This is a genomic window from Micromonospora sp. CNZ296 (assembly GCF_007827635.1).
In genome coordinates this window covers 13,695-37,708 of the sequence record NZ_VISW01000004.1, presented here as the reverse complement: position 1 = coordinate 37,708, position 24,014 = coordinate 13,695, and the positions used below count along the sequence as shown (strand labels likewise).

At 73.5% G+C, this 24,014-nt stretch carries 23 protein-coding genes; 17 read left to right on the top strand and 6 right to left on the bottom strand.

The genetic code is table 11. The features are described from left to right. The first annotated feature begins 19 nt into the window (after nt 1-19). The 8 genes from FB455_RS08165 to FB455_RS08130 all read left to right on the top strand — a co-directional run bounded on the left by FB455_RS08165 (nt 20) and on the right by FB455_RS08130 (nt 7,170). Entirely contained in the window at nt 20-1,501 is a 1,482-nt protein-coding gene (locus FB455_RS08165) for a 2-hydroxymuconic semialdehyde dehydrogenase (RefSeq protein ID WP_145753053.1), read from the top strand. Between the two features lie 56 nt (nt 1,502-1,557). Next, the gene (locus FB455_RS08160; protein WP_013288063.1) at nt 1,558-2,355 is read left to right on the top strand and encodes a 2-keto-4-pentenoate hydratase; all 798 of its coding nucleotides are present in this window, start codon (nt 1,558-1,560) and stop codon (nt 2,353-2,355) included. After that, on the top strand, nt 2,352-3,287 hold the full coding sequence (locus FB455_RS08155; protein ID WP_013288062.1) for an acetaldehyde dehydrogenase (acetylating): 936 nt from the start codon (nt 2,352-2,354) through the stop codon (nt 3,285-3,287). Before FB455_RS08160 ends, FB455_RS08155 begins: the two co-directional genes overlap by 4 nt. Then, a complete protein-coding gene (dmpG, locus tag FB455_RS08150; protein ID WP_013288061.1) occupies nt 3,284-4,339 on the top strand; it encodes a 4-hydroxy-2-oxovalerate aldolase in 1,056 nt (351 codons plus the stop codon). Before FB455_RS08155 ends, dmpG begins: the two co-directional genes overlap by 4 nt. Beyond that, a complete protein-coding gene (locus tag FB455_RS08145) occupies nt 4,336-5,109 on the top strand; it encodes a 2-keto-4-pentenoate hydratase (RefSeq protein ID WP_013288060.1) in 774 nt (257 codons plus the stop codon). Before dmpG ends, FB455_RS08145 begins: the two co-directional genes overlap by 4 nt. A 119-nt stretch (nt 5,110-5,228) precedes the next feature. Then, on the top strand, nt 5,229-5,654 hold the full coding sequence (locus FB455_RS08140) for a RidA family protein (protein WP_145752754.1): 426 nt from the start codon (nt 5,229-5,231) through the stop codon (nt 5,652-5,654). Then, a complete protein-coding gene (locus tag FB455_RS08135; protein ID WP_013288058.1) occupies nt 5,647-6,171 on the top strand; it encodes a 3-hydroxyanthranilate 3,4-dioxygenase in 525 nt (174 codons plus the stop codon). Before FB455_RS08140 ends, FB455_RS08135 begins: the two co-directional genes overlap by 8 nt. A 3-nt stretch (nt 6,172-6,174) precedes the next feature. Further along, complete coding sequence (locus FB455_RS08130; protein ID WP_013288057.1) at nt 6,175-7,170, top strand: amidohydrolase family protein; 996 nt, start codon at nt 6,175-6,177, stop codon at nt 7,168-7,170. 45 nt (nt 7,171-7,215) lie between these two features. On the opposite strand, the gene FB455_RS08125 is transcribed toward FB455_RS08130, so the two are convergent. Next, nucleotides 7,216-8,148: a poly(ethylene terephthalate) hydrolase family protein gene (locus FB455_RS08125; protein WP_013288056.1), complete on the bottom strand. Its 933-nt coding sequence runs from the start codon at nt 8,146-8,148 to the stop codon at nt 7,216-7,218. Nucleotides 8,149-8,357: 209 nt separating this feature from the next. Between FB455_RS08125 and FB455_RS08120 the strand changes: the two genes are divergently transcribed. Genes FB455_RS08120 through FB455_RS08110 form a run of 3 tightly spaced genes read left to right on the top strand, consistent with a single transcriptional unit; the run spans nt 8,358 to nt 10,585 of the window. Beyond that, complete coding sequence (locus FB455_RS08120) at nt 8,358-9,830, top strand: amidase (protein WP_145752750.1); 1,473 nt, start codon at nt 8,358-8,360, stop codon at nt 9,828-9,830. Nucleotides 9,831-9,882: 52 nt separating this feature from the next. After that, entirely contained in the window at nt 9,883-10,185 is a 303-nt protein-coding gene (ctaJ, locus tag FB455_RS08115; RefSeq protein WP_013475475.1) for an aa3-type cytochrome oxidase subunit CtaJ, read from the top strand. Beyond that, nucleotides 10,172-10,585: a DUF5130 family protein gene (locus FB455_RS08110; RefSeq protein ID WP_013475476.1), complete on the top strand. Its 414-nt coding sequence runs from the start codon at nt 10,172-10,174 to the stop codon at nt 10,583-10,585. Before ctaJ ends, FB455_RS08110 begins: the two co-directional genes overlap by 14 nt. Before the next feature lie 139 nt (nt 10,586-10,724). Here the strand turns inward: FB455_RS08110 and pepN are convergent, their stop codons facing one another. Next, the gene (gene pepN / locus FB455_RS08105; protein WP_047892637.1) at nt 10,725-13,271 is read right to left on the bottom strand and encodes an aminopeptidase N; all 2,547 of its coding nucleotides are present in this window, start codon (nt 13,269-13,271) and stop codon (nt 10,725-10,727) included. Between the two features lie 227 nt (nt 13,272-13,498). On the opposite strand from pepN, the gene FB455_RS08100 reads away from it, so the two are divergent. The 4 genes from FB455_RS08100 to FB455_RS08085 all read left to right on the top strand — a co-directional run bounded on the left by FB455_RS08100 (nt 13,499) and on the right by FB455_RS08085 (nt 16,522). After that, on the top strand, nt 13,499-14,122 hold the full coding sequence (locus tag FB455_RS08100) for a mycothiol-dependent nitroreductase Rv2466c family protein (protein WP_013288051.1): 624 nt from the start codon (nt 13,499-13,501) through the stop codon (nt 14,120-14,122). A 179-nt stretch (nt 14,123-14,301) separates the two neighbouring features. Continuing rightward, a complete protein-coding gene (locus FB455_RS08095; protein ID WP_013288050.1) occupies nt 14,302-14,646 on the top strand; it encodes a hypothetical protein in 345 nt (114 codons plus the stop codon). A gap of 133 nt (nt 14,647-14,779) precedes the next feature. Beyond that, on the top strand, nt 14,780-15,979 hold the full coding sequence (locus FB455_RS08090; protein ID WP_145752748.1) for a DUF1015 family protein: 1,200 nt from the start codon (nt 14,780-14,782) through the stop codon (nt 15,977-15,979). Nucleotides 15,980-16,051: 72 nt separating this feature from the next. Next, complete coding sequence (locus FB455_RS08085) at nt 16,052-16,522, top strand: ribose-5-phosphate isomerase (protein ID WP_013288048.1); 471 nt, start codon at nt 16,052-16,054, stop codon at nt 16,520-16,522. A 15-nt stretch (nt 16,523-16,537) separates the two neighbouring features. Here FB455_RS08085 and FB455_RS08080 read toward each other — a convergent pair whose 3' ends face one another. Together FB455_RS08080 and FB455_RS08075 are read right to left on the bottom strand one after the other, a co-directional pair. Next, nucleotides 16,538-16,939: a hypothetical protein gene (locus FB455_RS08080; RefSeq protein WP_047892640.1), complete on the bottom strand. Its 402-nt coding sequence runs from the start codon at nt 16,937-16,939 to the stop codon at nt 16,538-16,540. Between the two features lie 179 nt (nt 16,940-17,118). Further along, entirely contained in the window at nt 17,119-18,339 is a 1,221-nt protein-coding gene (locus FB455_RS08075; RefSeq protein ID WP_356998219.1) for a GNAT family N-acetyltransferase, read from the bottom strand. Between the two features lie 98 nt (nt 18,340-18,437). Here FB455_RS08075 and FB455_RS08070 point away from each other — a divergent pair, with 98 nt between their 5' ends. Continuing rightward, entirely contained in the window at nt 18,438-18,977 is a 540-nt protein-coding gene (locus FB455_RS08070; RefSeq protein ID WP_013288045.1) for a hypothetical protein, read from the top strand. Nucleotides 18,978-19,031: 54 nt separating this feature from the next. Here FB455_RS08070 and FB455_RS08065 read toward each other — a convergent pair whose 3' ends face one another. After that, nucleotides 19,032-19,511 (bottom strand): hypothetical protein, encoded by a 480-nt coding sequence (locus FB455_RS08065; RefSeq protein ID WP_013288044.1) that lies wholly within the window; start codon nt 19,509-19,511, stop codon nt 19,032-19,034. A gap of 363 nt (nt 19,512-19,874) precedes the next feature. Here FB455_RS08065 and FB455_RS08060 point away from each other — a divergent pair, with 363 nt between their 5' ends. After that, nucleotides 19,875-21,785 carry a propionyl-CoA synthetase gene (locus FB455_RS08060; protein WP_145752742.1) on the top strand — a complete coding sequence of 637 codons (1,911 nt, stop codon included), beginning with the start codon at nt 19,875-19,877 and terminating at the stop codon, nt 21,783-21,785. 58 nt (nt 21,786-21,843) lie between these two features. On the opposite strand, the gene FB455_RS08055 is transcribed toward FB455_RS08060, so the two are convergent. Beyond that, on the bottom strand, nt 21,844-23,964 hold the full coding sequence (locus tag FB455_RS08055) for a M14 family zinc carboxypeptidase (protein ID WP_145752740.1): 2,121 nt from the start codon (nt 23,962-23,964) through the stop codon (nt 21,844-21,846). Between the last annotated feature and the right edge of the window lie 50 nt (nt 23,965-24,014).

Sequence of the window (24,014 nt, the reverse complement as noted above, 5' to 3'; positions counted from 1 at the left end):
GCTCTGGGATCCCCGCCTGATGACCGGCCACGCGCCGGACGGTCCCGGCCTGCTGCGCAACTTCGTCGGCGGCGAGTTCGTCGACGTCGGCAGCCGGTTCACCAAGCGCAGCCCGGTCACCGGCGAGCCGGTGTTCGAGGTGGTCGAGGCGTCCCAGTCGACAGTGGACGACGCGGTCGCCGCGGCCCGGTCGGCGCTGCGCGGCCCGTGGGGCCGGATGGGGGAGCGGGAACGCGCCGAGGTGCTGCGCCGGGTCGCCGACGAGCTGGAACGGCGCTTCGACGACCTGGTCGCCGCCGAGGTCGCCGACACCGGCAAGGCCATCTCGCAGGCCCGTACGCTCGACATCCCGCGCGGCGCTGCGAACTTCCGGGCGTTCGCCGAGATCGTGGCCACCGCGCCCACCGAGTCGTTCACCACTGTCACCCCGACCGGGGGCCGGGCGCTGAACTACGCGGTCCGCAAGCCGGTCGGCGTGGTCGCGGTGATCGTGCCGTGGAACCTGCCGCTGCTGCTGCTCACCTGGAAGGTCGCCCCGGCCCTGGCCTGCGGGAACGCCGTGGTGGTCAAGCCCAGCGAGGAGACCCCCGCCTCGGCCACGCTGCTGGCCGAGGTGATGGCCGCGGCGGGCGTGCCCGACGGCGTGTTCAACCTGGTGCACGGCTTCGGCCCCGGCTCGGCCGGCGAGCACCTGACCCGGCACCCGGGCGTGGACGCGATCACGTTCACCGGCGAGTCGGCGACCGGAAGCGCGATCATGCGCGCCGCCGCCGACGGCGTGAAGGCGGTCAGCTTCGAGCTGGGCGGCAAGAACGCGGGCCTGGTGTTCGCCGACGCCGACCTGGACGCGGCGGTCGCCGGTTCGGTGCGGTCCAGCTTCACCAACGGCGGCCAGGTGTGCCTGTGCACCGAGCGCATCTACGTGCAGCGGCCGGTGTTCGAGGAGTTCACCGCGCGGCTGGCCAAGCGCGCCGACGAGCTGGCGTACGGCTGGCCGGACGACGAGGCCACGGCGAACATGCCGCTCATCTCGCACGGGCACCGGGACAAGGTGCTCGGCCACTACGCGCTGGCCCGTACCGAGGGCGCCGAGGTGCGCGCCGGCGGGGGCACGCCGCGCTTCGGGGACGCCCGCGACGGCGGGGCGTACGTGCAGCCGACGGTGCTCACCGGCCTGGGGGCGGACGCCCGCACCAACCAGGAGGAGATCTTCGGCCCGGTGGTGCACGTCGCGCCGTTCGACGACGAGGACGAGGCGTTCGCGCTGGCCAACGGCACCGCCTACGGCCTGGCGGCGACGGTGTGGACGCGGGACGTGGGCCGGGCGCACCGGGCCGGCACCCGGCTCGACGCCGGCATCGTCTGGGTGAACACCTGGTTCCTGCGCGACCTGCGCACCCCGTTCGGCGGCGTGAAGGCGTCCGGCGTGGGCCGCGAGGGCGGCGTGCACTCGCTCGACTTCTACTCCGAACTCACCAACGTCTGCGTGGACCTGTCATGAGCGCGCGCGGTGGGCAGAATGGCCGGAATCCCCAGCGACGTAAGCGAGGAGCCGCCATGACCGTGGACATCGAGGCCGCCAACCGGGAACTCGCAGTGGCCCGGCAGGAGGGGAAGCCCTGCCCGCCGCTGCGCGGCCGGCTGCTGCCCGAGGGCGACATCGAGGCCGCGTACCAGGTGCAGCAGGTCTACACCCGGCAACGGCTGGGCAAGGGACACCGCCGCGTCGGCGCGAAGATCGGGCTGACGTCGCGGACCGTGCAGGAGAGCTTCGGCGTCTTCCAGCCCGACTTCGGGGTGCTGTTCGACGACATGGCCGTCGGCGACGGCGTCGAGGTGCCGATCGGCCGGCTGCTCCAGCCGCGGGTGGAGGCGGAGATCGCCTTCGTGCTCGGCGCGGACCTGCCGGACGAGCGGGTCACCACAGTCGACCTGATCCGGGCGGTGGACCACGTGCTGCCGGCCATCGAGATCGTCGACTCGCGGATCGCCGACTGGGACATCTCCATCGTGGACACGGTCGCTGACAACGCCTCCAGTGGGCTGTTCGTGCTCGGCACCGCGCCCCGGCGGCTCGCCGACGTGGACCTGCGGCTGTGCGGCATGGTGCTGGAGCACGCCGGTGAGCCGGTCTCGGTCGGCGCGGGCGCGGCCTGCCTCGGCAATCCGCTGCACGCGTTGCAGTGGCTGGCCGCGACCATGGCCCGGGCGGGCGACCCGCTCAAGGCCGGTGACGTGGTGCTCTCCGGCGCGCTCGGGCCGATGGTGCCGGTCACGCCCGGCGCCGCGTACGAGGCGCGCATCTCCGGGCTCGGCTCGGTGCGTACCTGTTTCTCCTCGGAGGGAACGTCATGACTGTCGGAGTGGCGGTGCTCGGGTCGGGCAACATCGGCACCGACCTGATGATCAAGGTGTTGCGGCTCAGTGAGAGCCTGCGCATGGTGGCGATGGCCGGCATCGACCCGGCCTCGGACGGTCTGGCCCGGGCCCGCCGGCTCGGCGTGACCACCACCGCCGAGGGCGTCGACGGCCTCGTGGCGCTGCCCGAGTTCGCGGACGTCCAGCTCGTCTTCGACGCCACCTCGGCCGGCGCGCACAAGCGTCACGACGAGGTGCTGCGGGCGCACGGCCGTACCGTCGTCGACCTGACGCCCGCGGCGATCGGCCCGTACGTGGTGCCGCCGGTGAACCTCGACGAGCACCTGGGCGAGCCGAACGTCAACATGGTGACCTGCGGCGGCCAGGCCACAGTGCCGATCGTGCACGCGGTCGGCCGGGTCACCCCCGTCGCGTACGGCGAGATCGTCGCCTCGATCGCCTCGAAGTCGGCCGGGCCCGGCACCCGGGCCAACATCGACGAGTTCACCGAGACCACCGCCCGCGCCATCGAGGTGGTCGGCGGCGCCGAGCGCGGCAAGGCCATCATCGTGCTGAACCCGGCCGACCCGCCGCTGCTCATGCGGGACACGGTCTACTGCCTGTGCCCGGACGCCGACGCCGACCGGGGCGCGATCGCCGCCTCGGTGGCCGACATGGTGAAGGCCGTGCAGGAGTACGTGCCCGGCTACCGGCTCAAGCAGGACGTGCAGTTCGACGCCGTGGACACGTACGCGCCGGTGCTGGGCCGGCACTTCACCGGCCTCCAGGTGTCGGTGTTCCTGGAGGTCTCCGGCGCCGGGCACTACCTGCCCGCGTACGCCGGCAACCTGGACATCATGACGTCGGCCGCGCTGCGTACCGCGGAGCGGCTGGTGGCGCTGCGTTCCCCGGAGGTGAGTGCCCGATGACCGACCTCTACATCCAGGACGTGACGCTGCGCGACGGCATGCACGCCGTCGCCCACCGCTACACGGTCGACCAGGTGCGTACCATCGCCGCCGCGCTCGACGCGGCCGGTGTGGCGGCGGTCGAGGTGGCGCACGGCGACGGCCTGGCCGGTTCCAGCGTCAACTACGGGCACGGCGCCGCCGCCGACGCGGACTGGATCGCCGCCGCCGCCGAGGTGCTGACCACCGCGCGGCTCACCACGCTGCTGCTGCCGGGCATCGGCACCATCGCCGACCTGAAGGCGGCGAAGGCGCTCGGCGTGACCAGCGTCCGGATCGCCACCCACTGCACCGAGGCGGACATCTCCGCCCAGCACATCGCCTGGGCCCGGGAGAACGACATGGACGTCTCCGGGTTCCTCATGATGTCGCACCTCAACGACCCGGCCGGGCTGGCCGCGCAGGCCAAGCTGATGGAGTCGTACGGCGCGCACTGCGTCTACGTCACCGACTCCGGCGGCCGGCTGCTGATGTCGGACGTGGCGCAGCGCGTCGACGCGTACCGGCAGGTGCTGGAACCCGAGACGCAGATCGGCATCCACGCGCACCACAACCTGTCGCTGGGTGTGGCGAACAGCGTGCTGGCGGTCGAGCACGGCCGGATCCTCGGCGACGGCCCGCTCGGTTCGCCGTCCGGGCGGACCGTCCGGGTGGACGCGTCGCTCGCCGGCATGGGCGCCGGTGCGGGCAACGCGCCGCTGGAGGTCTTCGTCGCGGTCGCCGAGCTGCACGGCTGGAAGCACGGCTGCGACGTGTTCGCGCTGATGGACGCCGCCGACGACCTCGTCCGCCCGTTGCAGGACCGGCCGGTCCAGGTCGACCGGGAGACGCTCTCCCTGGGGTACGCGGGCGTCTACTCCAGCTTCCTGCGGCACGCCGAGCGGGCCTCGGCCAAGTACGGCGTGGACGTCCGCTCGATCCTGGTCGAGCTGGGCCGTCGCCGGATGGTCGGCGGCCAGGAGGACATGATCGTGGACGTGGCATTGGACCTGGCGGGTAGGGAGAACTCATGATCGGGCCGGACATCGCCGGCATCGCGGAGAAGCTGGGTGCGGCGGCCGACGACGCCACCGCGATCCCGCAGCTGGCCGCCGAGACCGGCCTCGACGTCGACGCCGCGTACGCGGTGCAGACCGCGCTGGTCAAGCGCCGCCTCGACCGGGGTGAGCGGCTGGTCGGCCTCAAGATGGGGCTCACCAGCAAGGCCAAGATGGCGCAGGTCGGCGTGGACGAGGTGATCTGGGGCCGGCTGACCGACGTGATGCGGGTGCCCGACGGCGGCGGCGTCGACGTCGGCGATTTCATCCACCCCCGGGTCGAGCCGGAGGTGGCGTTCCTGCTGGACCGGCTGCCCGACCCGGGCGAACCGGTCGGCTCGTTCACCCGTGCCGTCCGCGCGGTCGCCCCGGCGATCGAGCTGATCGACTCCCGGTACGCGAACTTCACCTTCTCGCTGCCGGACGTGATCGCCGACAACACCTCGGCCGCCGCGTTCGTGGTGGGGCCGTGGTCGCCGGTGCCGGACGGGCTGGACAACCTCGGCGTGCTGCTGGAGATCGACGGGCGGGTGGCGCAGGTCGGCTCGACCGCTGCCATCCTCGGCGACCCGCGCCGCGCGCTGGACGAGGGGCTGCGGCTGGCCGGCCGGCACGGCGTACGACTGCGCAAGGGCTGGGTGTTCCTGGCCGGCGCGGCCACCGCCGCGGTGCCGCTGCGCCCCGGTGCGCACGTCCGCGCCACTGTCGAGAAGCTGGGTTCCGCCTCTCTGAAGGCCCTCTCGTGAGCGCGAGGAGTGAGCCGGGTCTGCGAGCCCCGCAGTCGCGAACGGAAAGCGGCCCGGTGAGCGCGAGGAGTGAGCCGGGTCTGCGAGCCCCGCAGTCGCGAACGGAAGGCGGTTCTGCCGTGACCGCCCGGGTGGTGGCCGGGAAGGCCGTGCCGCGGGGGGCGTTCCCGCACGTCAAGGTGGCCGGCGGGTTCGTCTACGTCTCCGGTACGTCGTCGCGCCGGCCGGACAACACGTTCGCCGGGGTGTCGGTGGACGAGTTCGGCACCACCGACCTGGACATCCGGGAGCAGACCCGGGCCGTGGTCGAGAACATCCGCGACCTGCTCCGCTCGGTCGGCGCCGACCTGAACGACCTGGTGCAGGTCACCAGCTACCTGGTCAACATGAACGACTTCGGCGGCTACAACGAGGTGTGGGCGGAGTTCTTCGACGCCACCGGGCCGACCCGGACCACAGTCGCCGTGCACCAGCTTCCGCACCCGCATCTGCTGATCGAGATGCAGGCCGTCGCCCTATTTCCGTCGGGAGGTTCCCATGAGTGAGATCGCCGAGCCGTTCAGCTTCTCCGGCTGGATCGGCGAGAACCAGCACCTGCTCAAGCCCCCGGTGGGCAACAAGGAGATGCTGCCCGGCAGCGACGACTTCATCGTCATGGTGGTGGGCGGCCCGAACCAGCGCACGGACTTCCACGTCGACCCGTACGAGGAGTTCTTCTACCAGGTCAAGGGCAACATGCACATCAACCTGATGCTGCCCGAGGGCCCGCGTACGGTGCACGTGCGCGAGGGGCAGATGTGGATGCTGCCGCGCAACACGCCGCACTCGCCGCAGCGTCCCGAGGCCGGCTCGATCGGCATGGTGATCGAGCGGGTCCGCGAGGAAGGCACGCTGGAGAAGTTCCAGTGGTACTGCGGCGAGTGCCACCACAAGGTGCACGAGGTGGAGTTGCAGGTCCGCGACATCGCCGCCGACCTGCCCCCGGTCTTCGCCGCCTTCTACGCCGACGAGAAGGCCCGTACCTGCGACAACTGCGGCGCGCTGCACCCGGGCAAGGGCTGACGCGTGCCGGTCGTGGACGTGCACACGCACGTCGTACCGAAGGGGTGGCCGGACCTCGCCGCGGCGTGCGGCGGGTCCGGCTGGCCCTGGCTGCGGGTGGACTCCGAGCGCGCCGCCATGATCATGGTGGGGGAGACGGAGTTCCGTCCGATCGGCGCGCAGTGCTGGGACGCGCCGACCCGGCTGGCCGACATGGAGGCCGACGGCGTGGACGTGCAGGTCGTCTCGCCCACCCCGGTGTTCTTCAGCTACGACCGACCGGCCGACCAGGCGGTCAAGGTGGCCCGGATCTTCAACGACCTCACGCTGGAGGTCACAGCGGCCGGTAACGGCCGGCTGGTGCCGTTCTGCCAGGTGCCGTTGCAGGACCCGGACGCGGCCTGCGCCGAGTTGGACCGCTGCCTGTCGGCGGGGCACGCCGGCGTGGAGATCGGCAACCACGTCGGCGACCGGGACCTGGACGACGAGGGCATCGTGCAGTTCCTGACCCACTGCGCCGAGGTCGGCGCGCCGGTGTTCGTGCATCCGTGGGACATGCCCGGCGGCCCCCGGCTGGACCGGTGGATGGCCCGCTGGCTGACCGGGATGCCGGCCGAGACGCACCTGTCGGTGCTCGCGCTGATCCTCGGCGGCGTGTTCGACCGGGTGCCGGACACGCTGCGGATCTGCTTCGCGCACGGCGGCGGCAGCTTCCCGTTCTGGCTGGGCCGCGCCGACAACGCCTGGCACCGCCGCGGAGACCTGGTGCGCGGCGCGTCCAGCGCGCCGCCCAGCTCGTACGTCGACAGGTTCCACGTCGACTCGGTGGTCTTCGAGCCGGCCGCGCTGCGGCTGCTCGTGGACACCATGGGCGCCGAGCGGGTGCTGCTCGGCAGCGACTACCCGTACCCGCTGGGGGAGCGGCCGGTCGGCCAGGTGGTGCACCGGGCGGACTTCCTCACCGACGCGCAGCGGGACGCGTTGCTCGGCGGCAACGCGCTGCGGTTCCTCGGCCGCTGACGAACTCCGGGTGCGTCTGCCGAGGGCAGACGCACCCGGAACGGCTCAGGAGTGCGGGCAGGTGTCCCGGTACTCCTCGATCGCGGTGCCGCGAGGCGCCGGGCAGAGGAACTGCTCGTAGCGGGTGTCGTCGTCGACGAACCGCTTGAGCCACGAGATGCTGTATTTCGCGACTGTCACGTTCGGCGAGGTCGGCGCCGAGTGGCTGGCCGCGTTCAACTCCAGGTACGCCTTGTCCAGCGTGGCCGGCAGGCTGGTGTAGAACGGCTCCGAGTGCGACGACACCGGCGCCACCGAGTCGTTCTCGGCGCCGATGACGAGCGTCGGCACGCGTACCGACGACCAGTTCTTCGTCGTGTGCCAGCCGGTCAGCGGGATCGCCGCCTGGAGCGCGGGCCGGGCGTTCGCCGCCGACAGGCTGCCGCCGCCGCCCATCGAGTGCCCCATCACGGCGAGCCGGTTGCGGTCGATCCGGGTACGTACCGCGCTGGTGTTGGTCAGGTAGTCCAGGGCGGCCAGGAGCTGGGTGCCGCGGCTGGCCGGCTGGTCGTAGACGGAGAGGGTGTCGATGGTGATGACCACGAAGCCCTGCGAGGCCAGCCGCGGCCCGAGCCAGGAGACTGCCGACTGGCCGGCGGTGAAGCCGGGGGAGATCGCGACCGCGCCGAACGTGCCCTCGGCGGTGCTGGTCGGGTAGTAGATCGTGCCACCGCGGAAGCCGCTGACGCTCGATGCGGAGACGGTGGTCTGGGCGGTCGCGAACGGGCCCCGGGTGGCCTCGATGGAGGCGGTGGTGGGCGCGGGGCCGCGCTCGTAGGGGTTCGCGGCCAGCGCTGCCGCCGGCCCGCCGTCACCGGCGCCGGCCGGGGTCACCGGCAGGGCGGCGAGGCCGGCGGCGGTCAGGGCGAGGGCGAGCAGGGGGCGCAGGGCGCGCGGAAGCCGGGACGGGCGGTCCGGTGTGCCGGGTGCGTGGTGCACGGCGTGCTCCTCGGGGTGGTGGGGGCGGCCTTCGATCGACTTGCGTCGATCTCCACATCCTGCGCGTCACGCCCGCCCGGCGGACCATCCCGAACCGGTCATGTCACCCGCATATGGACCGGCCGCCGCGGGCCGGATCACCCGGATGTGGACCGGCCGCCGGACGTGTCGCCCGGCCTCCCGGCCGCCGGACCGGCAGGATGGACGGCATGGCCGAGCCGCACGACCTGACCGCGCTGGAGCAGGCCGCCGCGATCCGCCGGGGCGAGCTGTCCAGCCTGGAACTGGTCGAGCACCACCTGCGCCGGGTCGAAGGGCTCGGCGACACCGTCGGCGCGTTCGTCACAGTCACCGCCGAGCAGGCCCGGAGCGCCGCCCGGGCCGCCGACGCGCTCGCGGCCGAGGGGTGCGGCCCGCTGCACGGGGTGCCGACCGCGATCAAGGACCTCACGCTCACCGCCGGGGTCCGCACCACCTTCGGCTCCGCGGCCTTCGCCGACTTCGTCCCACCCGTCGACGCCGACGTGGTCCGCCTCCTGGCCGACGCCGGCCTGGTCAGCCTCGGCAAGACCACCACCTCCGAACTCGGCTGCTCGCTCTACTCGGAAGGGCTGGTGGCGCCGCCGGCCCGAAACCCGTGGGACCTCGCGTACACCGCGGGCGGGTCCAGCGGCGGCGCGGCAGCAGCGGTCGCCGCCGGGCTGGTGCCGGTGGCGCAGGGCTCCGACGGCGGCGGCTCGCTGCGCATCCCGGCCGCGCTCTGCGGCCTGGTCGGCTACAAACCCAGCCGGGGCATGGTCTCCGGCGGGCCGCTCGGCTTCGGCGGCTTCGGGCTGCCGGTGAACGGGCCGATCGGCCGCACCGTCGCCGACGTGGCCGCGCTGCTCGACGTGCTCGCCCGCCCGGTGCCCGGCGAGCCGTACCTGCCGCCGGCCGCGCCCGCCGGCGGCTACCTCGGCGTCACCCGCGCCGCCCGCGTCACCGGCCCCGGCCGGCTGCGCGTCGGCCGCTTCACCACGCCGATGCTCGCCGACGAACCGGTCCACCCGGACTGCGTGGCCGCCGTCGACCGGGCCGCCGCGCTGCTGACCGACGCCGGCCACGAGGTGGTCGACGTCCCCGCGCCGCTCGGCCCCGAGGCGTGGCCGCTGTTCGAGACCGTCTGGTACGCGCTGGCTGTCACCCCCGTCCCGGCCGGGCGGGAGGGCGACCTGCTGCCACTGACCCGGTACCTGCGCGAGCGCGGCGAGGCGCTGGGCGCGGCCCGGCTGATGGCCGCGCTCGGCGAACTCCAGGCGCAGGTACGCCGTGGCGTACGCCGTACCGCCGGGTGTGACCTGCTGCTCTGCCCGACGCTCGCGGCCCCGCAGGCGCCGGTGGGCGCGTTCGCCGCCCTCGAACCGGCAGAGGACTTCGACCGGCAGCGGCGCTTCTCGCCGTACTGCGCGGTCTTCAACGTCACGGGCGATCCGTCCGTTTCGTTACCTCTCGGGCGGACCACCGACGGGCTTCCGGTCGGGGTGCTCCTCACCGGCCGGTACGGCGACGACGCGACACTGCTCGCCACTGCCGCGCAACTGGAGTACCGGAGTGACGGATGGGATCAGCACCCCGCAATCTGGCGGGCCGCCGACTCCGCTAACGTGAACATCACAAGTGACGTGGGGCGCGACCGGTCCTGACCGGCCGACCCGCACCATTCCTGGTCTCTCTTTCCGCCTGGGGGCGTTGGGATTGTCTGTTACCGAGACGTTGGTGGTCTTCGTCGGCATCCCGGCCGCCGCGGTGCTGCTGATCGCCGCCCTGGCGGCCGTCGGCAGCCGCGGCAACGGTGGCGGCGCCAAGCGCTACCGGCCGGGCCGGCCCTTCGACTTCACTCCGGTCTGGTTCCTGGGCCGTCCGGAGCAGCTGGCCGACTCGGCCGGCACGGCGCTGGCCGCCGGGGCGCAGGCGCCGGCGTTGACCAGCCGCAAGCAGGAGCAGGCCGGCCGGGAGGCGCCGGCCGGTGGAACCGGAGGCGCAAGTGACCGTTGGTGAAGCGCGGCCCACGACGGGGACGGGCACCCCGCCCGAGGTGCTGGACGGACCGTTCTCGACCCGTCAGCTGCTCCGCATCGACGAGGCCCTGCGCCTCGCCGACCAGGGCACCGGTCTGGTCTTCTCGGTCTACGTCGGCGGCCTCGACGAGCCGATCCGGGAGCACGCCGAGCGGCTGCACCGCCAGCTCGCCGACCCGGACCGCTCGGTGCTGATCGCGGTGTCGCCCAACCAGCGGCAGCTGGAGATCGTCACCGGCAAGTACGCGCGCAAGCGCATCCCGGACACGTACGCCAAGCTGGCCGCGCTCTCCATGGTGGCCTCCTTCGGCGGCGGCGACCTGGCCGGCGGCATCATCCAGGGCCTCGACCAGCTCGCCAGCCACGCCGGCAAGGGCTGATCCCCGCCCGCACACACGACGAAGCCCGGCCCCGCGTACGCGTGGGCCGGGCTTTCTCGTGTCAGCGGGGCTGGCCCACGACAACGGCCGGGGCCGGCGCGGACTGCCACCCGCGCCGGCCCCGGCCGACGTGCCTCACTCAGGCGCTGCGCGCGTCCCGCTCCCGGGCCTTCAGCGCGCGGACCACGCCGTCGCGGCCCTCGGCGACCAGCCGCCGCAGCGACGCCGGCCGGCCGTCCTGGGCCAGCCACGCGTCGGTGGCCGCGACGGTGTCCTCCTCGACCAGGTGCGCCGGGTAGGCGAGCTGCACGAACTCCTGCGCCGGCTCGCTGTCGCGCTGCGCCCACACCTGGTCCACCGTGGCGAAGTACCGCTCCCGGTAGGGCGCGGTCAGCTCGACCTGCGCCGCGTGGGTGAAGCCCTGCAACAGCGCCCGGTTGCGCCAGTTGGGCAGCGCGTCCGGGCCGGTGAGCAGCGCCCACACCGCGGCCTTGTTCTCGACGGTCGGCACCAGCGCGTACGCGTACGCGGCCTCCCGCTCGCCGCTGGCGGTACGGTCGCCGGCCAGCTCCGCGTCCACGTCGGCGGCACCGGCCGCGCCGTTGGCGACCAGCGACTGGAGCACCGTCCAGCGCAGCTCCGTGTCGACGGTCAGCCCCTCCGGCACCCCGTTGCCGTCCAGCCAGCCGCGCAGCGTGGCCAGGTCCTCACCGGAGCGGGCCGACGAGGCGTACGACCGGGCCCAGGCGAGCTGGAAGCCGCTCCCCGGCTCGGCCGCCGCGAGCGCGGTCCGCGCGGTACGGGCCAGGTCGGCCCAGCCGGTCGGCGCCCACGCCGGGTCGGCGTAGAAGGTGAGCGCCGTGGTCGCCTGCCGCAGCGTGGCCGTCACCAGGTTGATGTCGGTCTCGGCGGTCAGCCCGGCCAGCACCAGCGCCACGTAGTCGCGGGCCGACAGCTCGGCGTCGCGGGTCATGTCCCAGGCGGCGGTCCAGCACAGCGCCCGGGCCAGCGACGAGTCGAAGCCGGCGATGTGCTGCACCACAGTGGCCATCGACCGCTCGTCCAGCCGCAGCTTGGCGTACGTGAGGTCCTCGTCGTTGAGCAGCAGCACGTCGGCGGCCGGCTTGCCGTGCAGCTCGGACAGCTCGGTCAGCTCGCCGGTCACGTCCGTCTCGATCAGCTCGCGGCGCACCAGCCGGCCGTCGGTCAGGTCGTACAGGCCGACGCCGATGCGGTGGGTACGCAGCGTCGGGTAGGCCGACGGCGCCTCCTGCCGGACCACCACCCGCTCGTACGTGCCGTCGGCGCCGATGGTCACCTCCGGGCGCAACGTGTTGACCTGCGCGGTCTCCAGCCACTGGGCGGCGAACTTGCGCAGCTCCCGGCCGGAGGCCGCCTCCAGTTCGGACAGCAGGTCGTCGAAGGTGGCGTTGCCCCAGGCGTACTTGCCGAAGTAGGCGCGCAGGCCGGCCAGGAACGGCTCCTCGCCCACGTACGCGACGAGCTGCTTGAGCACGCTCGCGCCCTTGGCGTACGTGATGCCGTCGAAGTTGACCTCGACGGCCTCCAGGTCCGGCATCTCGCAGTAGACCGGGTGGGTGGAGGAGAGCTGGTCCTGCCGGTAACCCCAGTTCTTGCGGATCGACAGGAACGTGGTCCAGGCGTCGGTGAAGCGGGTGGCGTGCGTGTTGCACCAGTGGCTGGCCCACTCGGCGAACGACTCGTTGAGCCACAGGTCGTTCCACCAGCGCATGGTGACCAGGTCACCGAACCACATGTGCGCCAGCTCGTGCAGGATCGTGTTGGCGCGCTGCTCGTACTCGAAGTCGGTGACCTGCGAGCGGAAGATGTAGTGCGACTCGGCGTGCGTGACGCAGCCGAAGTTCTCCATCGCGCCGGCGTTGAAGTCCGGCACCCAGAGCTGGTCGTACTTGGGCAGCGGGTAGCGCACCCCGAACTTCTCCTGGAAGAAGTCGAAGCCCTGCGTGGTGATCAGGTGCAGGTCGTCGGCGTCCATGTGCGGGGCCATGCTGGCCCGGCAGAAGTAGCCCATGTCGATGCCGTCGTGGGTGCGCCGCACCTCGTGGTACGGCCCGGCGCAGAGCGCGGTGATGTAGGTGCTCATCCGCTCCGACACGGTGAAGTGCACCGTCTTCAGGCCCTCACCGGCGGCCTCCTCGCGGGCCACCGGCATGTTCGACACGACCCGCCAGTGGTCCGGGACGGTGGCGTGCCAGGTGTAGACGCTCTTCAGGTCGGGCTGGTCGAAGCAGGCGTAGACCTTCTGCGCGTCGGCGGTCTCGAACTGGCTGTAGAGGTAGGTCTCGCCGTCCACCGGGTCGACGGTCCGGTGCAGGCCCTGCCCGCTGTTGGAGTAGCCGAAGTCGGCGTCGACCACCAGCACGTTCTCGGCGGCCAGGCCGCTGAGCGTGAGTCCCTTCTCGGCGGACCAGCCGGACAGGTCCACCGGCTCGCCGTTGAGTGTGGCCGACCGCACCGATTCGGCGGCTGTCTCGATGAACGTGGTCGCCCCCGGTTCGGCGCAGCGGAACCGGACCTCGGTCACCGAGCGGAACGTGCGACCGGTGGGCTGCACCGCGGTCGACAGGTCAAGGCTGATGTCGTACCCGGTCACCTCGAGCAGGCGGGCCCGCTCCGTCGCCTCGACCTGGGTCAGGTTGCGCACTCCCGGCACTGTTCGTCTCCATCCCACTCGTCTCGCCGCGCCCCGCGGCGCCGGTTCTGCCCGGCCGCTCGTGACGGCCCGTCGAGAACCGAGTCTTCCATGCACGGACCGCTCCCGGTGGTCGAGGTCACGCTCTCATTCCGGTACCGGTCGACGGGGTACGGGGTGAGGATCGGAGGTGACCGCGCCGGGTCCCCGGCGCGACGATGCCGTGAAGGGAAAACACCGTGACCGAACGTGTCACCGCGGACATGTGGTTCGACCCGCTGTGCCCGTGGGCGTGGATCACCTCCCGTTGGCTGCTGGAGGTCGAGCAGGTCCGGGATGTGGACATCCGGTTCCACGTGATGAGCCTGTCCGTGCTCAACGACGGCCGGGAGCTGCCGGAGGAGTACCGGGACCTGATGCGCGACGGCTGGGGCCCGGTGCGGGTGTGCATCGCCGTCGAGCAGGCGCACGGCGCCGAGGCGCTGGCGAAGCTCTACACCGCGATGGGCAACCGGATCCACCTCGGCAAGGAGGGCCTGGGCCGGGACATGCTGGTGGGCGCGCTCACCGAGGTGGGCCTGGACCCGGCGCTCGCCGACGCGGCCGAGTCCACCCAGTACGACGAGGCGCTGCGGGCCAGCCACGAGGCGGGCATGCGGCCGGTCGGCACCGACGTGGGCACCCCGGTGATCCACGCCCCGGGTCCGGACGGCGGGCAGGTCGCCTTCTTCGGCCCGGTGATCACCCCGGCGCCGAAGGGCGAGGCGGCCGGCCGCCTCTGGGACGGCGTGCTGCTCGTCGCCGGCACCCCCGGCTTCTACGAGCTGAAGCGCACCCGGGAGCAGGGCCCCATCTTCGACTGAGGGGTAAGGAAGGGCCCCTTCTTAACGCCTCCTGTAGAGGAAGGGCCCCTTCTTAACACCGGCAGCACGCCCCGAGCCCCGCACCCGCCCGTCACCGGGCCGGTGCGGGGCTCGTTTCACCGGGTGTCCCAGCCGACGGCCCGCGGGGCCGCAACACGGCAGCTCCTGGAGGCGTTCCCATGGCCAAGCACCGCCACATGTCCGACGACGCGCCGCGGCAGGCGACCGAGGACTCCGGTGCGACGTACTGGTCGGTGACCGAGAGCCACTGGCCGGCCGGCCCGGCCGAGGTGGCCGACCTGCTGGCCCCGCCGATCGTGGTCGGCGTGGCCCGGGTGGTGGCCACCTCGCGGATGACACCGCCGGGCGAGACCGGCCGCCCCGGCCGCGCGCCGTCGCGGCCCGGCGCCGCCGCCCACCCGGCCGCCGCGGGGGCGACGACGGTACGCCTCAACGCCGGCTCCCGCCCCGCCCCGGCGACCCGCCGCCCGACCCCGGGCCGGCACCGCAACTCCACCGCCTGAGCTGCCCTTCCCGGCGTTAAGAAGGGGCCCTTCCTCTACCGGAGGCGTTAAGAGGGGGCCCTTCCTTTCACCTGGTGGTAAGCGGGTGAGTCCGGCGGCGGCGCCGATCGGGGCCCGGGTAGCGTCAGCGGACATGACGGTCGTGCATCCGATCACCCGGGCCTGGATCACCACTGGCGGCACCGGCGCGCAGAACTACGACGAGTTCGCCGACGACGCGGAGATCACCTCCATCGTCGAGGCGAATCCGCACAGCGCCCTGGGCATCGAGATGCCCCACCGGGCGCCCGGCAGCCTCGGGAAGTCCTTCCTCGACGCGTTGCCGGACGCGGCGGCGCGCCTGGCCGAGGCGAAGGCGGACGGCAGCTACACGCCCGCCGAGCAGGTGGTGGTGCTCTACCGGATCAGCGCGCCGGGCGAGGAGAGCGCGTACGGGCTGTGGGCCATGGTCGACACCGACCAGATCTCCACCCGCGCCGACGAGCCGGGCCTGGTGATCCGCAACGAGGACGTGTTCATCGCCAAGGTGCGCGAGCGCGTCGCCCTGGCCGAGGCGCTCGGTCACCTGCTCTCGCCCGTACTCCTGCTCCAGACCGGTAAGGGCGACGAGCTGCACGCCGCGCTCGCGGCGGCGACCGACGCGGCCGGCGCGCCCGCCGCGACGGACGTCGACCAGTCCGGCCGGACGCACGCGATCTGGCTGCTCGGCCCGGGCCCGGCGCAGGACGAGCTGACCGCGCTGGCCGGCGGCGGGGAGCTGGTGGTCGCGGACGGCAACCACCGCAGCCTGGCCGCGCAGACCGGCGGTTTCCCGCGCTTCCTGTCGGTGATCACCACGCCCGCGTCGGTCGCCATCCAGCCCTACAACCGGCTGGTCAGCGAGCTGACCACCACGCCGGACGAGCTGCTCGACCGGCTGCGCGCGGCGGGCGCGGAGGTCACCCCGGTGGACGGGCCGGTCGACGTGCCGGCCACCGGCGGCGTCGTGCACCTCTACCTCGGCGGCCGGGGGTACGCGGTGACGCTGCCGCACGTCGGCGCCGCCCGGCTGGAGAACCTCGACCACGCGCTCGTCGAGCGCCTGCTGCTGCGCGACGCGCTGGGCCTCGACCCGGGCGACAAGCGGATCACGTACGTGGGCGGCGACTACCCGGCGAGCTGGCTCGTCGGTGAGGTCGACGCCGGCCGGGCCGAGCTGGCGGTGCTCGTCGCGCCGGTGACTGTCGACGACTTCGTCGCGGTGAACCTGGCCCGGGAGAAGATGCCGCGCAAGAGCACCTGGTTCACCCCGAAAGCGCGGGCCGGCCTGGTCGTGGCCGAGCTGCCGCACTGACCGTGTGACGAATCCGCCTCCGGGTCGCCGCCCGCGCGCCGGCCCGGAGGCGGGCCTGTCAGACTGCGCGGTATGCGCGTCTACCTGGGATCCGACCACGCCGGTTTCGAGTTGAAGGTGCACCTCGCCAACCACCTGGCCAAGCAGGGCTACGAGGTGGTCGACGTGGGACCGCACGTCTTCGACCCGGACGACGACTACCCGGCGTTCTGCCTGCACACCGGTGACCGGGTGGTCGGCGACCCGGGCAGCCTCGGCGTGGTGATCGGTGGCTCCGGCAACGGCGAGCAGATCGCCTCGAACAAGGTCGCGGGCGTCCGGGCGGCGCTCGCCTGGAACGTCGACACCGCCCAGCTGGCCCGCGAGCACAACGACGCGAACGTCGTCGCCATCGGCGCCCGGCAGCACACGCTGGACGAGGCCACAGCGCTCGTCGAGGCGTTCCTCACCACGCCGTTCTCCGGCAACCCCCGGCACAGCCGGCGCATCGAGCAGGTGGCCGCCTACGAGCAGAGCCGCCGCCTGCCCGAGCTGCCCGCCTGAGCGGACGCCTCCGGCTCACCGCCCGTTGCGGGGCAGCTCCTCGCGCGGCACCCAGTTGCGGCGGATGAGCACCACGCGCTGCTCGGCCTCGGCGAGGTCGTCCTCGGTGGGGCGGGCGGCGTCCCGTGCCCGCAGCGCGGCCGTCACGCTCACCTGCGACGAGCCGGAGCCGACCAGCCCGCGCAGCCCGCGCTCGCCCTCCTCGGCGGGCGCGGCGGCGCGGCGTCCCCGGGGCTCCGGCTCGCCCGGCCGGCCGCCGCGCGGTGACCGGGGCGCCACGTCGTCGTGTACCGGTGTCGTACTGGCAGTGGTGCCGCCGGTGCCCGTGCCGTCGGCACCGGTTCCGGCGGTCTCCGTCGGCGGGGCGGCCTCGCCGTGATGCCGCAGCCGCCGTCGCCGTCGCTCCGCCTCACCCATCCCCCGACCGTACCGCCCCCACACCCACCCGCACCCCCTCCGGGCGCACCCGTGCCCCCACCCGCGCGATCATGAAGTTGGCCGGGACAAACCGGACGGTTCATGCCGCCAACTTCATGATCGCCGGGGCGGGCGGCCGGGCGGGCGGGGCGGCCGGGCGGGCGGGGCGGGGGTGAGGGCTAGAAGACCTCCATGGGGGAGGGGGTGCGGTGCCAGGTGAAGGCGGGTGTCAGCGCGGTCAGCGTGTGCGGGATCAGCTCCCGGACGCGGCCGGCGGCGGCCAGCGCGTACGGGTTCGCGCCGCCGAGGTACAGCTCGCCGAGAGCGCGTACGTCACACGCCAGCCCGGCCGGGGCGGTGGTGGGCGTGCACTGCGCGCCGTCGCGTCCGCCGACCAGCCGCCAGCGGCCGGTGTTCTCCTTCAGCAGCTCGTCGGTGACCTCGATCACCACGTCGACGTCCGTGGCGTAGCGCCGGGCGGCGAGCGCGGCCGGCACGTCCACCACCCGTACCCAGAGCGCGTCGGCGAGCTGCGGGGAGAGCTGGCGGGGCTCGTCCACCAGCCGCAGCAACGGCTCGTCCAGGGCCGCGATCGGGAACGACAGCCGGCGGGTCAGGTCGACCGAGAGCAGCAGCCGCCACAGCGCCGTGTACGCCTCGGGCGTCGCCGCCACCACCTCGCCGACCTGCACCTCGGCCTGCGGCCCGGTGGCCGACGAGCTGTCCTTCGTCCGGTAGAGCGCGTACCCGTCGAGGCCCTCGGCACCCTCGTGCAGCAGCACCCGGCGCTCGGTGGCGCCGCCCCGGTGCGCCTTGAGGTCCGCCAGCACGTACGACCACCAGCGCTCGTCGCGCCGGGACCAGCCGGGACGCTCGGTGCGGACCCGCTCGTACAGCCGGGCCAGCTCGTTCCGGTGCGCGTCCGGACGGTCCAGTCGCAGCCTGCCCTCAGCGGGCACCGGTGCGGGCAGCCGCAGGCCGGTGGTGTCCACCGACAGCACGTAGCGCGGGGCCGCGGACCCGTAGCCGAAGCGGGGGTAGATGCGGCCCTCGCTGGCCCAGAGCACCGCGATCGGCTCGCGGCCGGCGTCGCGGACGTCCCGCAGCTGGCGCCGCATCAGTGTGGTGAGCAGGCCGCGCCGCCGGTGCGTCGGCGCGACCGCGACCATCGTCACGTGCGCGGCCGGCAGGTCCGCGCCGGGCACCGCGAGGTCGCGGCTGAACGCGGCGGCGTGCGCCACCGCCGTGCCGCCGTCGCGGACCAGCAGCGACCGGTCCGGCTCGAAGATCGGGCGTTCGAGCGCCTGCACCTCGGGGTCGAGATCGCCGTGGAAGGCCAGCGCCAGCAGCGCCGCGATGTCGTCGAAGTCCTCGGCCCGGGATACCACCACGTCAGTCACGGCACGTGTGTATCGCACCGCGATGGGGGTCGGCACCCTATTTGCGGGCTGGCTACCCTCGGAACCGAGGCCGGAATCGGTCGAGGGGGAGGACGAAGATGGCGGACCAGACACAGCCGTGGGCCGAGCGCACCGTGGAGGTGCCGCCCCAGCCGGGGGTGGTGCCCCCGCAGCGGGACGCGTTCCAGCGCGGGGTGGCGGCGGTCGGTCAGCCGCGCCCGTCGCGTACGCCCCGTACCGAGCAGTTCCCCACCGTCGAGCACGGCGACTGGGCGGCGGAGCCGGCGCCCCGCCGGCCGATGAGCTGGCACCTGGCCCAGGCGCGCAAGGGCGGGGAGCTGAGCGCCGCCGGTGCCCTGTTCGCGTTCGTGTGCTGGGGCATCTGGGCGATCTCCGGCCGGGGCAACCTGGTCGCCCCGCTGCTGACGTTCGTGCTCAGCCTGCTCACCGCGGTCGGCCTGTTCGCGCTGGCCCGGCTGCTCGGCCGGCTGATCTTGGAGCGGCAGTTCGGCCGGGTGCGCCGCAGCGCCCGGGGCGCCCACCTGGTCACCGCGTTGTTCCTGGTCGGCGTCGGTGTGGCGTATCTCCAGCAGACCGAGTGGGTGGTCTCCGCCTGGAACTGGGTGACCGGCAACTGAGCCGACAGGTCGTCCGTCCGGTACGCGCCGGACGGACGACCCGGGGCGTCGGTGTCAGAAGGTGGTCGGCGCGCCGGCCGTCTGGCAGGCGGCGTTGATGTCCTTGCTGGCCTTCTCCATGGCGGGGTTGTCGGCGGCGGTGCCCGGGTCGGCGGCCGCGCCCGCCTTGCCGGCCTCCGCGCCGAACTCCTTCAGGGCGGTGGCCGCCTTGCCGTCGCCGGCGGTCGCGGCGAGCTCGGTCACCCGGTCACCGAGTTCGGTCAGGATCGCGCCGGTCTTCTTCGTCAGGTCGCCGCCCGCCTGCACGACGGTCATGAGCTTCGCCCGCATGTCCTTGTTGATCTTCTCTGCGGCGGTGCAGAGTTCCTTGTCGCTCATCGCGGCCGCCGACGGCGAGGGGGCCGCCGAGGAGGGTGCGGCGGAGGCCGAGGTGGCTGCCGGCCCGGCCGTGGTCGAGGGCTTCTCGTCGCCGCACGCGGCGAGGCCCAGCACGGCACAGGTCAGGAGGATCGGGAAGATCCGGTTCGTTTTCACGTCTGGGCACGCTAGTCGATGCCCGTCATTGATCAAACTCGGTTTGCCCGGGTCGGCCCCGGGATGCGCGGGCGGGCGGCATTCGCGCCGCCCGCCCGCGTGCCCGGCCGCGGTACGCCGCGACACCGGTCGTCGCTCCACCAGGACCGTGCTGCCTTACCCCGCCCCGCGGGCTTCATCCGTCGCCCGTTGGGCTGAGCCGTCGCCGCTGCTCGTCGGCCTTCGGCGACGCGACCCGGGCCGCCGGTCCTCGACGCCCGGGCCGCCGGAACGACAGACGACGGGTACCGCCCACCGCCGTGAGCGGCCGTTCAGCGAGCCGGGGCGTGCTTCCGGCGCACCGGACCCGTCCGGCCGTCGTGCCTGCGCGTCGCCGCGGAGCAGCATGACGGCATGGGCGCGTATCGATCAGCGTACGAGCGGAGCATCGCCGACCCGGCCGGCTTCTGGCGGGACGCGGCGGCCGACATCGACTGGGTCATCCCGCCGGAGCGCATCCTCGACGACTCGGCGGCGCCGCTGTACCGCTGGTTCCCCGACGGGGTGCTGAACACCTGCCACAACGCGCTGGACCGGCACGTCGCCGCCGGGCGTGGCGACCAGCCCGCGGTGATCCACGACAGCCCGGTCACCGGCACGGTACGTACCCTCACGTACGCCGAACTGCTCGCCGAGACCGCCCGGTTCGCCGGGGCGCTGCGCCGGCTCGGCGTCGGCCGGGGCGACCGGGTGCTGCTCTACCTGGCGATGGTCCCGGAGGCGGCGATCGCCATGCTGGCCTGCGCCCGGATCGGCGCGGTGCACTCGGTGGTCTTCGGCGGCTTCGCCGCGCACGAGCTGGCCGTCCGGATCGACGACGCGCGGCCGAAGGTGGTGGTGGCGACCTCCTGCGGCATCGAGGCCGACCGGGTGGTGCCGTACCACCCGATCCTCGCCGCCGCGCTCGACGAGGCCGCGCACGCGCCGGAGCGCTGCGTGGTGGTGCAGCGCCCGCAGGAGCCGGCCCCGCTGGTGCCCGGCCGCGACCTGACCTGGGCCGAGGTGATGGCGGACGCGGAACCGGCGCCGTGCGAGCCGGTGGCCGCCACCGACCCGCTCTACGTCCTCTACACCTCCGGCACCACGGGCCGTCCCAAGGGCGTGGTGCGGGACAACGGCGGGCACGCGGTGGCGCTGCGGTGGTCGATGCGCAACGTCTACGGCATCGAGCCGGGCGAGGTCTTCTGGGCCGCCTCCGACGTGGGCTGGGTGGTCGGCCACTCCTACATCGTGTACGCGCCGCTGCTCACCGGCGCGACCACCGTGCTCTACGAGGGCAAGCCGGTCGGCACTCCCGACGCCGGGGCGTTCTGGCGGGTCGCCGCCGAGCACCGGGTGGCCGCCCTGTTCACCGCGCCCACCGCGATCCGGGCGATCCGCCGGCAGGACCCGGACGGCAGCCACATCTCCCGGTACGGCCTGAGTGCGCTGCGTACCCTCTTCCTCGCCGGTGAGCGGCTGGACCCGGACACCTGGGCCTGGGCGGGGGAGCGGCTCGGCGTACCGGTGGTCGACAACTGGTGGCAGACGGAGACCGGCTGGCCGGTGGCGGCCAACCCGCGCGGCCTGGAGCCGCTGCCGATCAAGCCGGGGTCGCCGTCGGTGCCGGTGCCCGGCTACGACGTGCGCGTGGTCGACGGTGCGGGCCGGGACGTGCCCCCCGGCACGGACGGCTCGATCGTGATCCGGCTGCCGCTGCCGCCCGGCTGTCTGCCCACGCTCTGGGGTGACGACGAGCGGTTCGTCCGCTCCTACCTGTCCACGTTCCCGGGTCACTACCTGACCGGCGACGGCGGCCGGTTCGACGAGGACGGCTACCTGTACGTGATGGGCCGCACCGACGACGTCATCAACGTGGCCGGGCACCGCCTGTCCACAGGCGCGATGGAGGAGGTCCTGGCGACGCACCCGGCGGTGGCCGAGTGCGCGGTGATCGGCGTGGCCGATGCGCTCAAGGGGCAGGTGCCCAGCGGGTACGTGGTGCTCAAGGCCGGCGCCGACGTGGACCCGGACGCGCTCGCCGCCGAGCTGGTCGCGCTGGTCCGGCAGCGGATCGGCCCGGTGGCTGCGTTCCGCCGGGTGACAGTGGTCCCGGCGCTGCCGAAGACCCGCTCCGGGAAGATCCTGCGCCGCACCATGCGGGGCCTGGTGGAGGGGCGCGACGAGCCGGTCCCGGCGACCATCGACGACCCGGGCGCGCTCGCCGTGTTCCGCGACCTCGGCACCGCGGACTGAGCCAGGCAGGGCTGAAGCGGTCCCCGGCCGGACTCCACCGGCCGGGGACCGCTTGCGGTCAGCGCCGGACCGGGTTGTCGGCGGCGTAGTCGCGGGCGACGCGGACCAGTTCCACCAGGCCGCCGGCGTACTCCTGCGCCTCGGCGTGCGCCTCGTCGAACGGCGGCTGGAAGCCGACGCCGTCCCACTGACCGGTGGTCTCGTTCCACCTGTCGTTCCCGACCTCGAAGTCCCAGGCGAAGATGCCCAGCTCGTAGTAGAGCTGGTCGGCCGAGTTGCCGGCCGCCGAGTAGAGCACGTCGGCGACCGGGCCGGTCTGCGACGGCCAGGTGACGGTGCCGCGCTCGGCCGCGATCGCGCCCACGATGCGCCGGGCGCTGCCCAGGAACAGCGTCGACTCGTCGATCGACGGGCGCGGCAGCGTCACCCGCCCGTCGGCCTTGTACGCCCCGGGCGGCCACATGAAGTAGCCGCCGTACGAGTGCACGTTCATCGCGAACTTGATGTTCGGGTGGGCCTTGGCCAGGTCGATCACGTTGCGGCTCTCCGGCTCGGACAGCTCCGCCGTGCCCGCGTAGTTGCCGGACAGGCAGTTGGCGCTGGCGCCCACGTACCCGTCGAACAGGGATCCGACCGTGTAGTTGCGGTTGACGTCGACGCCCCACATGGTGCGGTTCTTCGGGTCACGGGAGGCGCCGGTGCAGTGGTTGACCAGGTTCTTGCGCTGGAAGTTGTAGTCGTGGAACGAGTAGTTCGCGCCGTCCGGGTTCACAGTCGGGATGACGAACACGTCCACCTGCTCCAGCAGCCTGCGGGTCGCCGCGTCGGTACGCGCGTTCGCCAGCAGCCGCTCGGCGAACTCCAGCGTGACGAGCGGGGTCGCCCACTCGCGGGCGTGCTCCTGCGAGTACGCCAGCACGCCGATCCGGGAGCCGTCGCGGTGCTTGCCGATCCGCAGCGCCTGCACCGTCCACGGCCGGGCCGGCACCTCGGTGCCCTGCAAGCCGTCGTCGAGGCGTACCGGCCCGGTGACCGGCATCGGCAGCCCCGCCGAGCCGTCCTCCACGCTGGCCCGGAAGCGGGCGCCCCGCGGGGCGTTGATCAGGGCGGCGACGTCGTCGGTGGTGCTCGTGACCTTGCCCGCGCCGTCGGTGGCCAGCGAGATGGTCAGCACCCGGTCCCGGTAGCGCATGTTCAGCGGCCGGTTCGGCCGGCCCGGGTCGACGGTGCGTACCTGCACGCCGTTCATGCCCTGGTCGCCGAAGCGGACCGACTCCACCACCACGGCGGCGGCCGCCGGGTCGCCCAGGTAGGCGGCGGCGGTCCGGCGGTATCCCTGGGTCTTGTTCGGCAGGTCGATGACGTCCACCAGGTCGCGGTACTGGCGGCCGAGCCGGGCGATGCGCGCCTTGATGTCGACGGGCGTCAGGTAGGCGTCGATGAAGTCCTTCTGATAGCCGGCCGGCTGCGGCGGCGGGGTCGCGTTCGGCCAGAGCGACGGCGTCATCGGCCGGCTCGTGCCGCCCAGCGTGGAGGTGGCAGTGAGCTGCACCGGACGGCTCGGCACCGGCTGCGGCAGCGCGTAGTGGTACTGGTACTCGCCCGAGTCCTCGAAGCGGTACAGCGGGAATGATCCGGTGGCGCCGTCGGCCGTCCGCCAGCTCACAGTGATCTCCACGTCCGGGTCGTCGGTGGCGGTGGTGGCGACCTGGGCCTGGAGGAACGTCCGGCCGCCGGTGGTCCACCAGTACGCCTGGAGGAACTGGAGCGTGTCGACAGCGGCGGCGCCGCTCGTATGCAGCCCGGCGCGGGTGCGCTCCTGCGCGGCGCGGCGGCTCTCGGCCAGGTGCCGGGCCCCGTCGTCGGCGCGCTGCACCACCTGCACGGCCGTGGCCCCCTGCCGGGTGAGGTCGGCGAGCTGCCGTCCGGTGAGGACCAGGTCGGCGGTCCACTCGCCGTCGCGCGAGCGGGGACGGTTGGCCAGGTCGGCGCCGCCGGCCACCAGGCGGTCGAGCTGCGCCCGGTCGGCGAGCCGCACGCGGACCAGCGCGGTCTCGGTGGGGGCGAGCGTGATCGCGGGGGAGGGCGGTGCGGCGGCGCCCGGCCCGGGATGGGCCAGCGCCGCGGCGATCAGGATGCTGGTGGTGGCGAGTGCGGTCCACCGTCGTCGGACGAACACGGGGCCTCCTGACGAACGTCGATCTCTCTGCCGTTCACACCAGCCGAGGC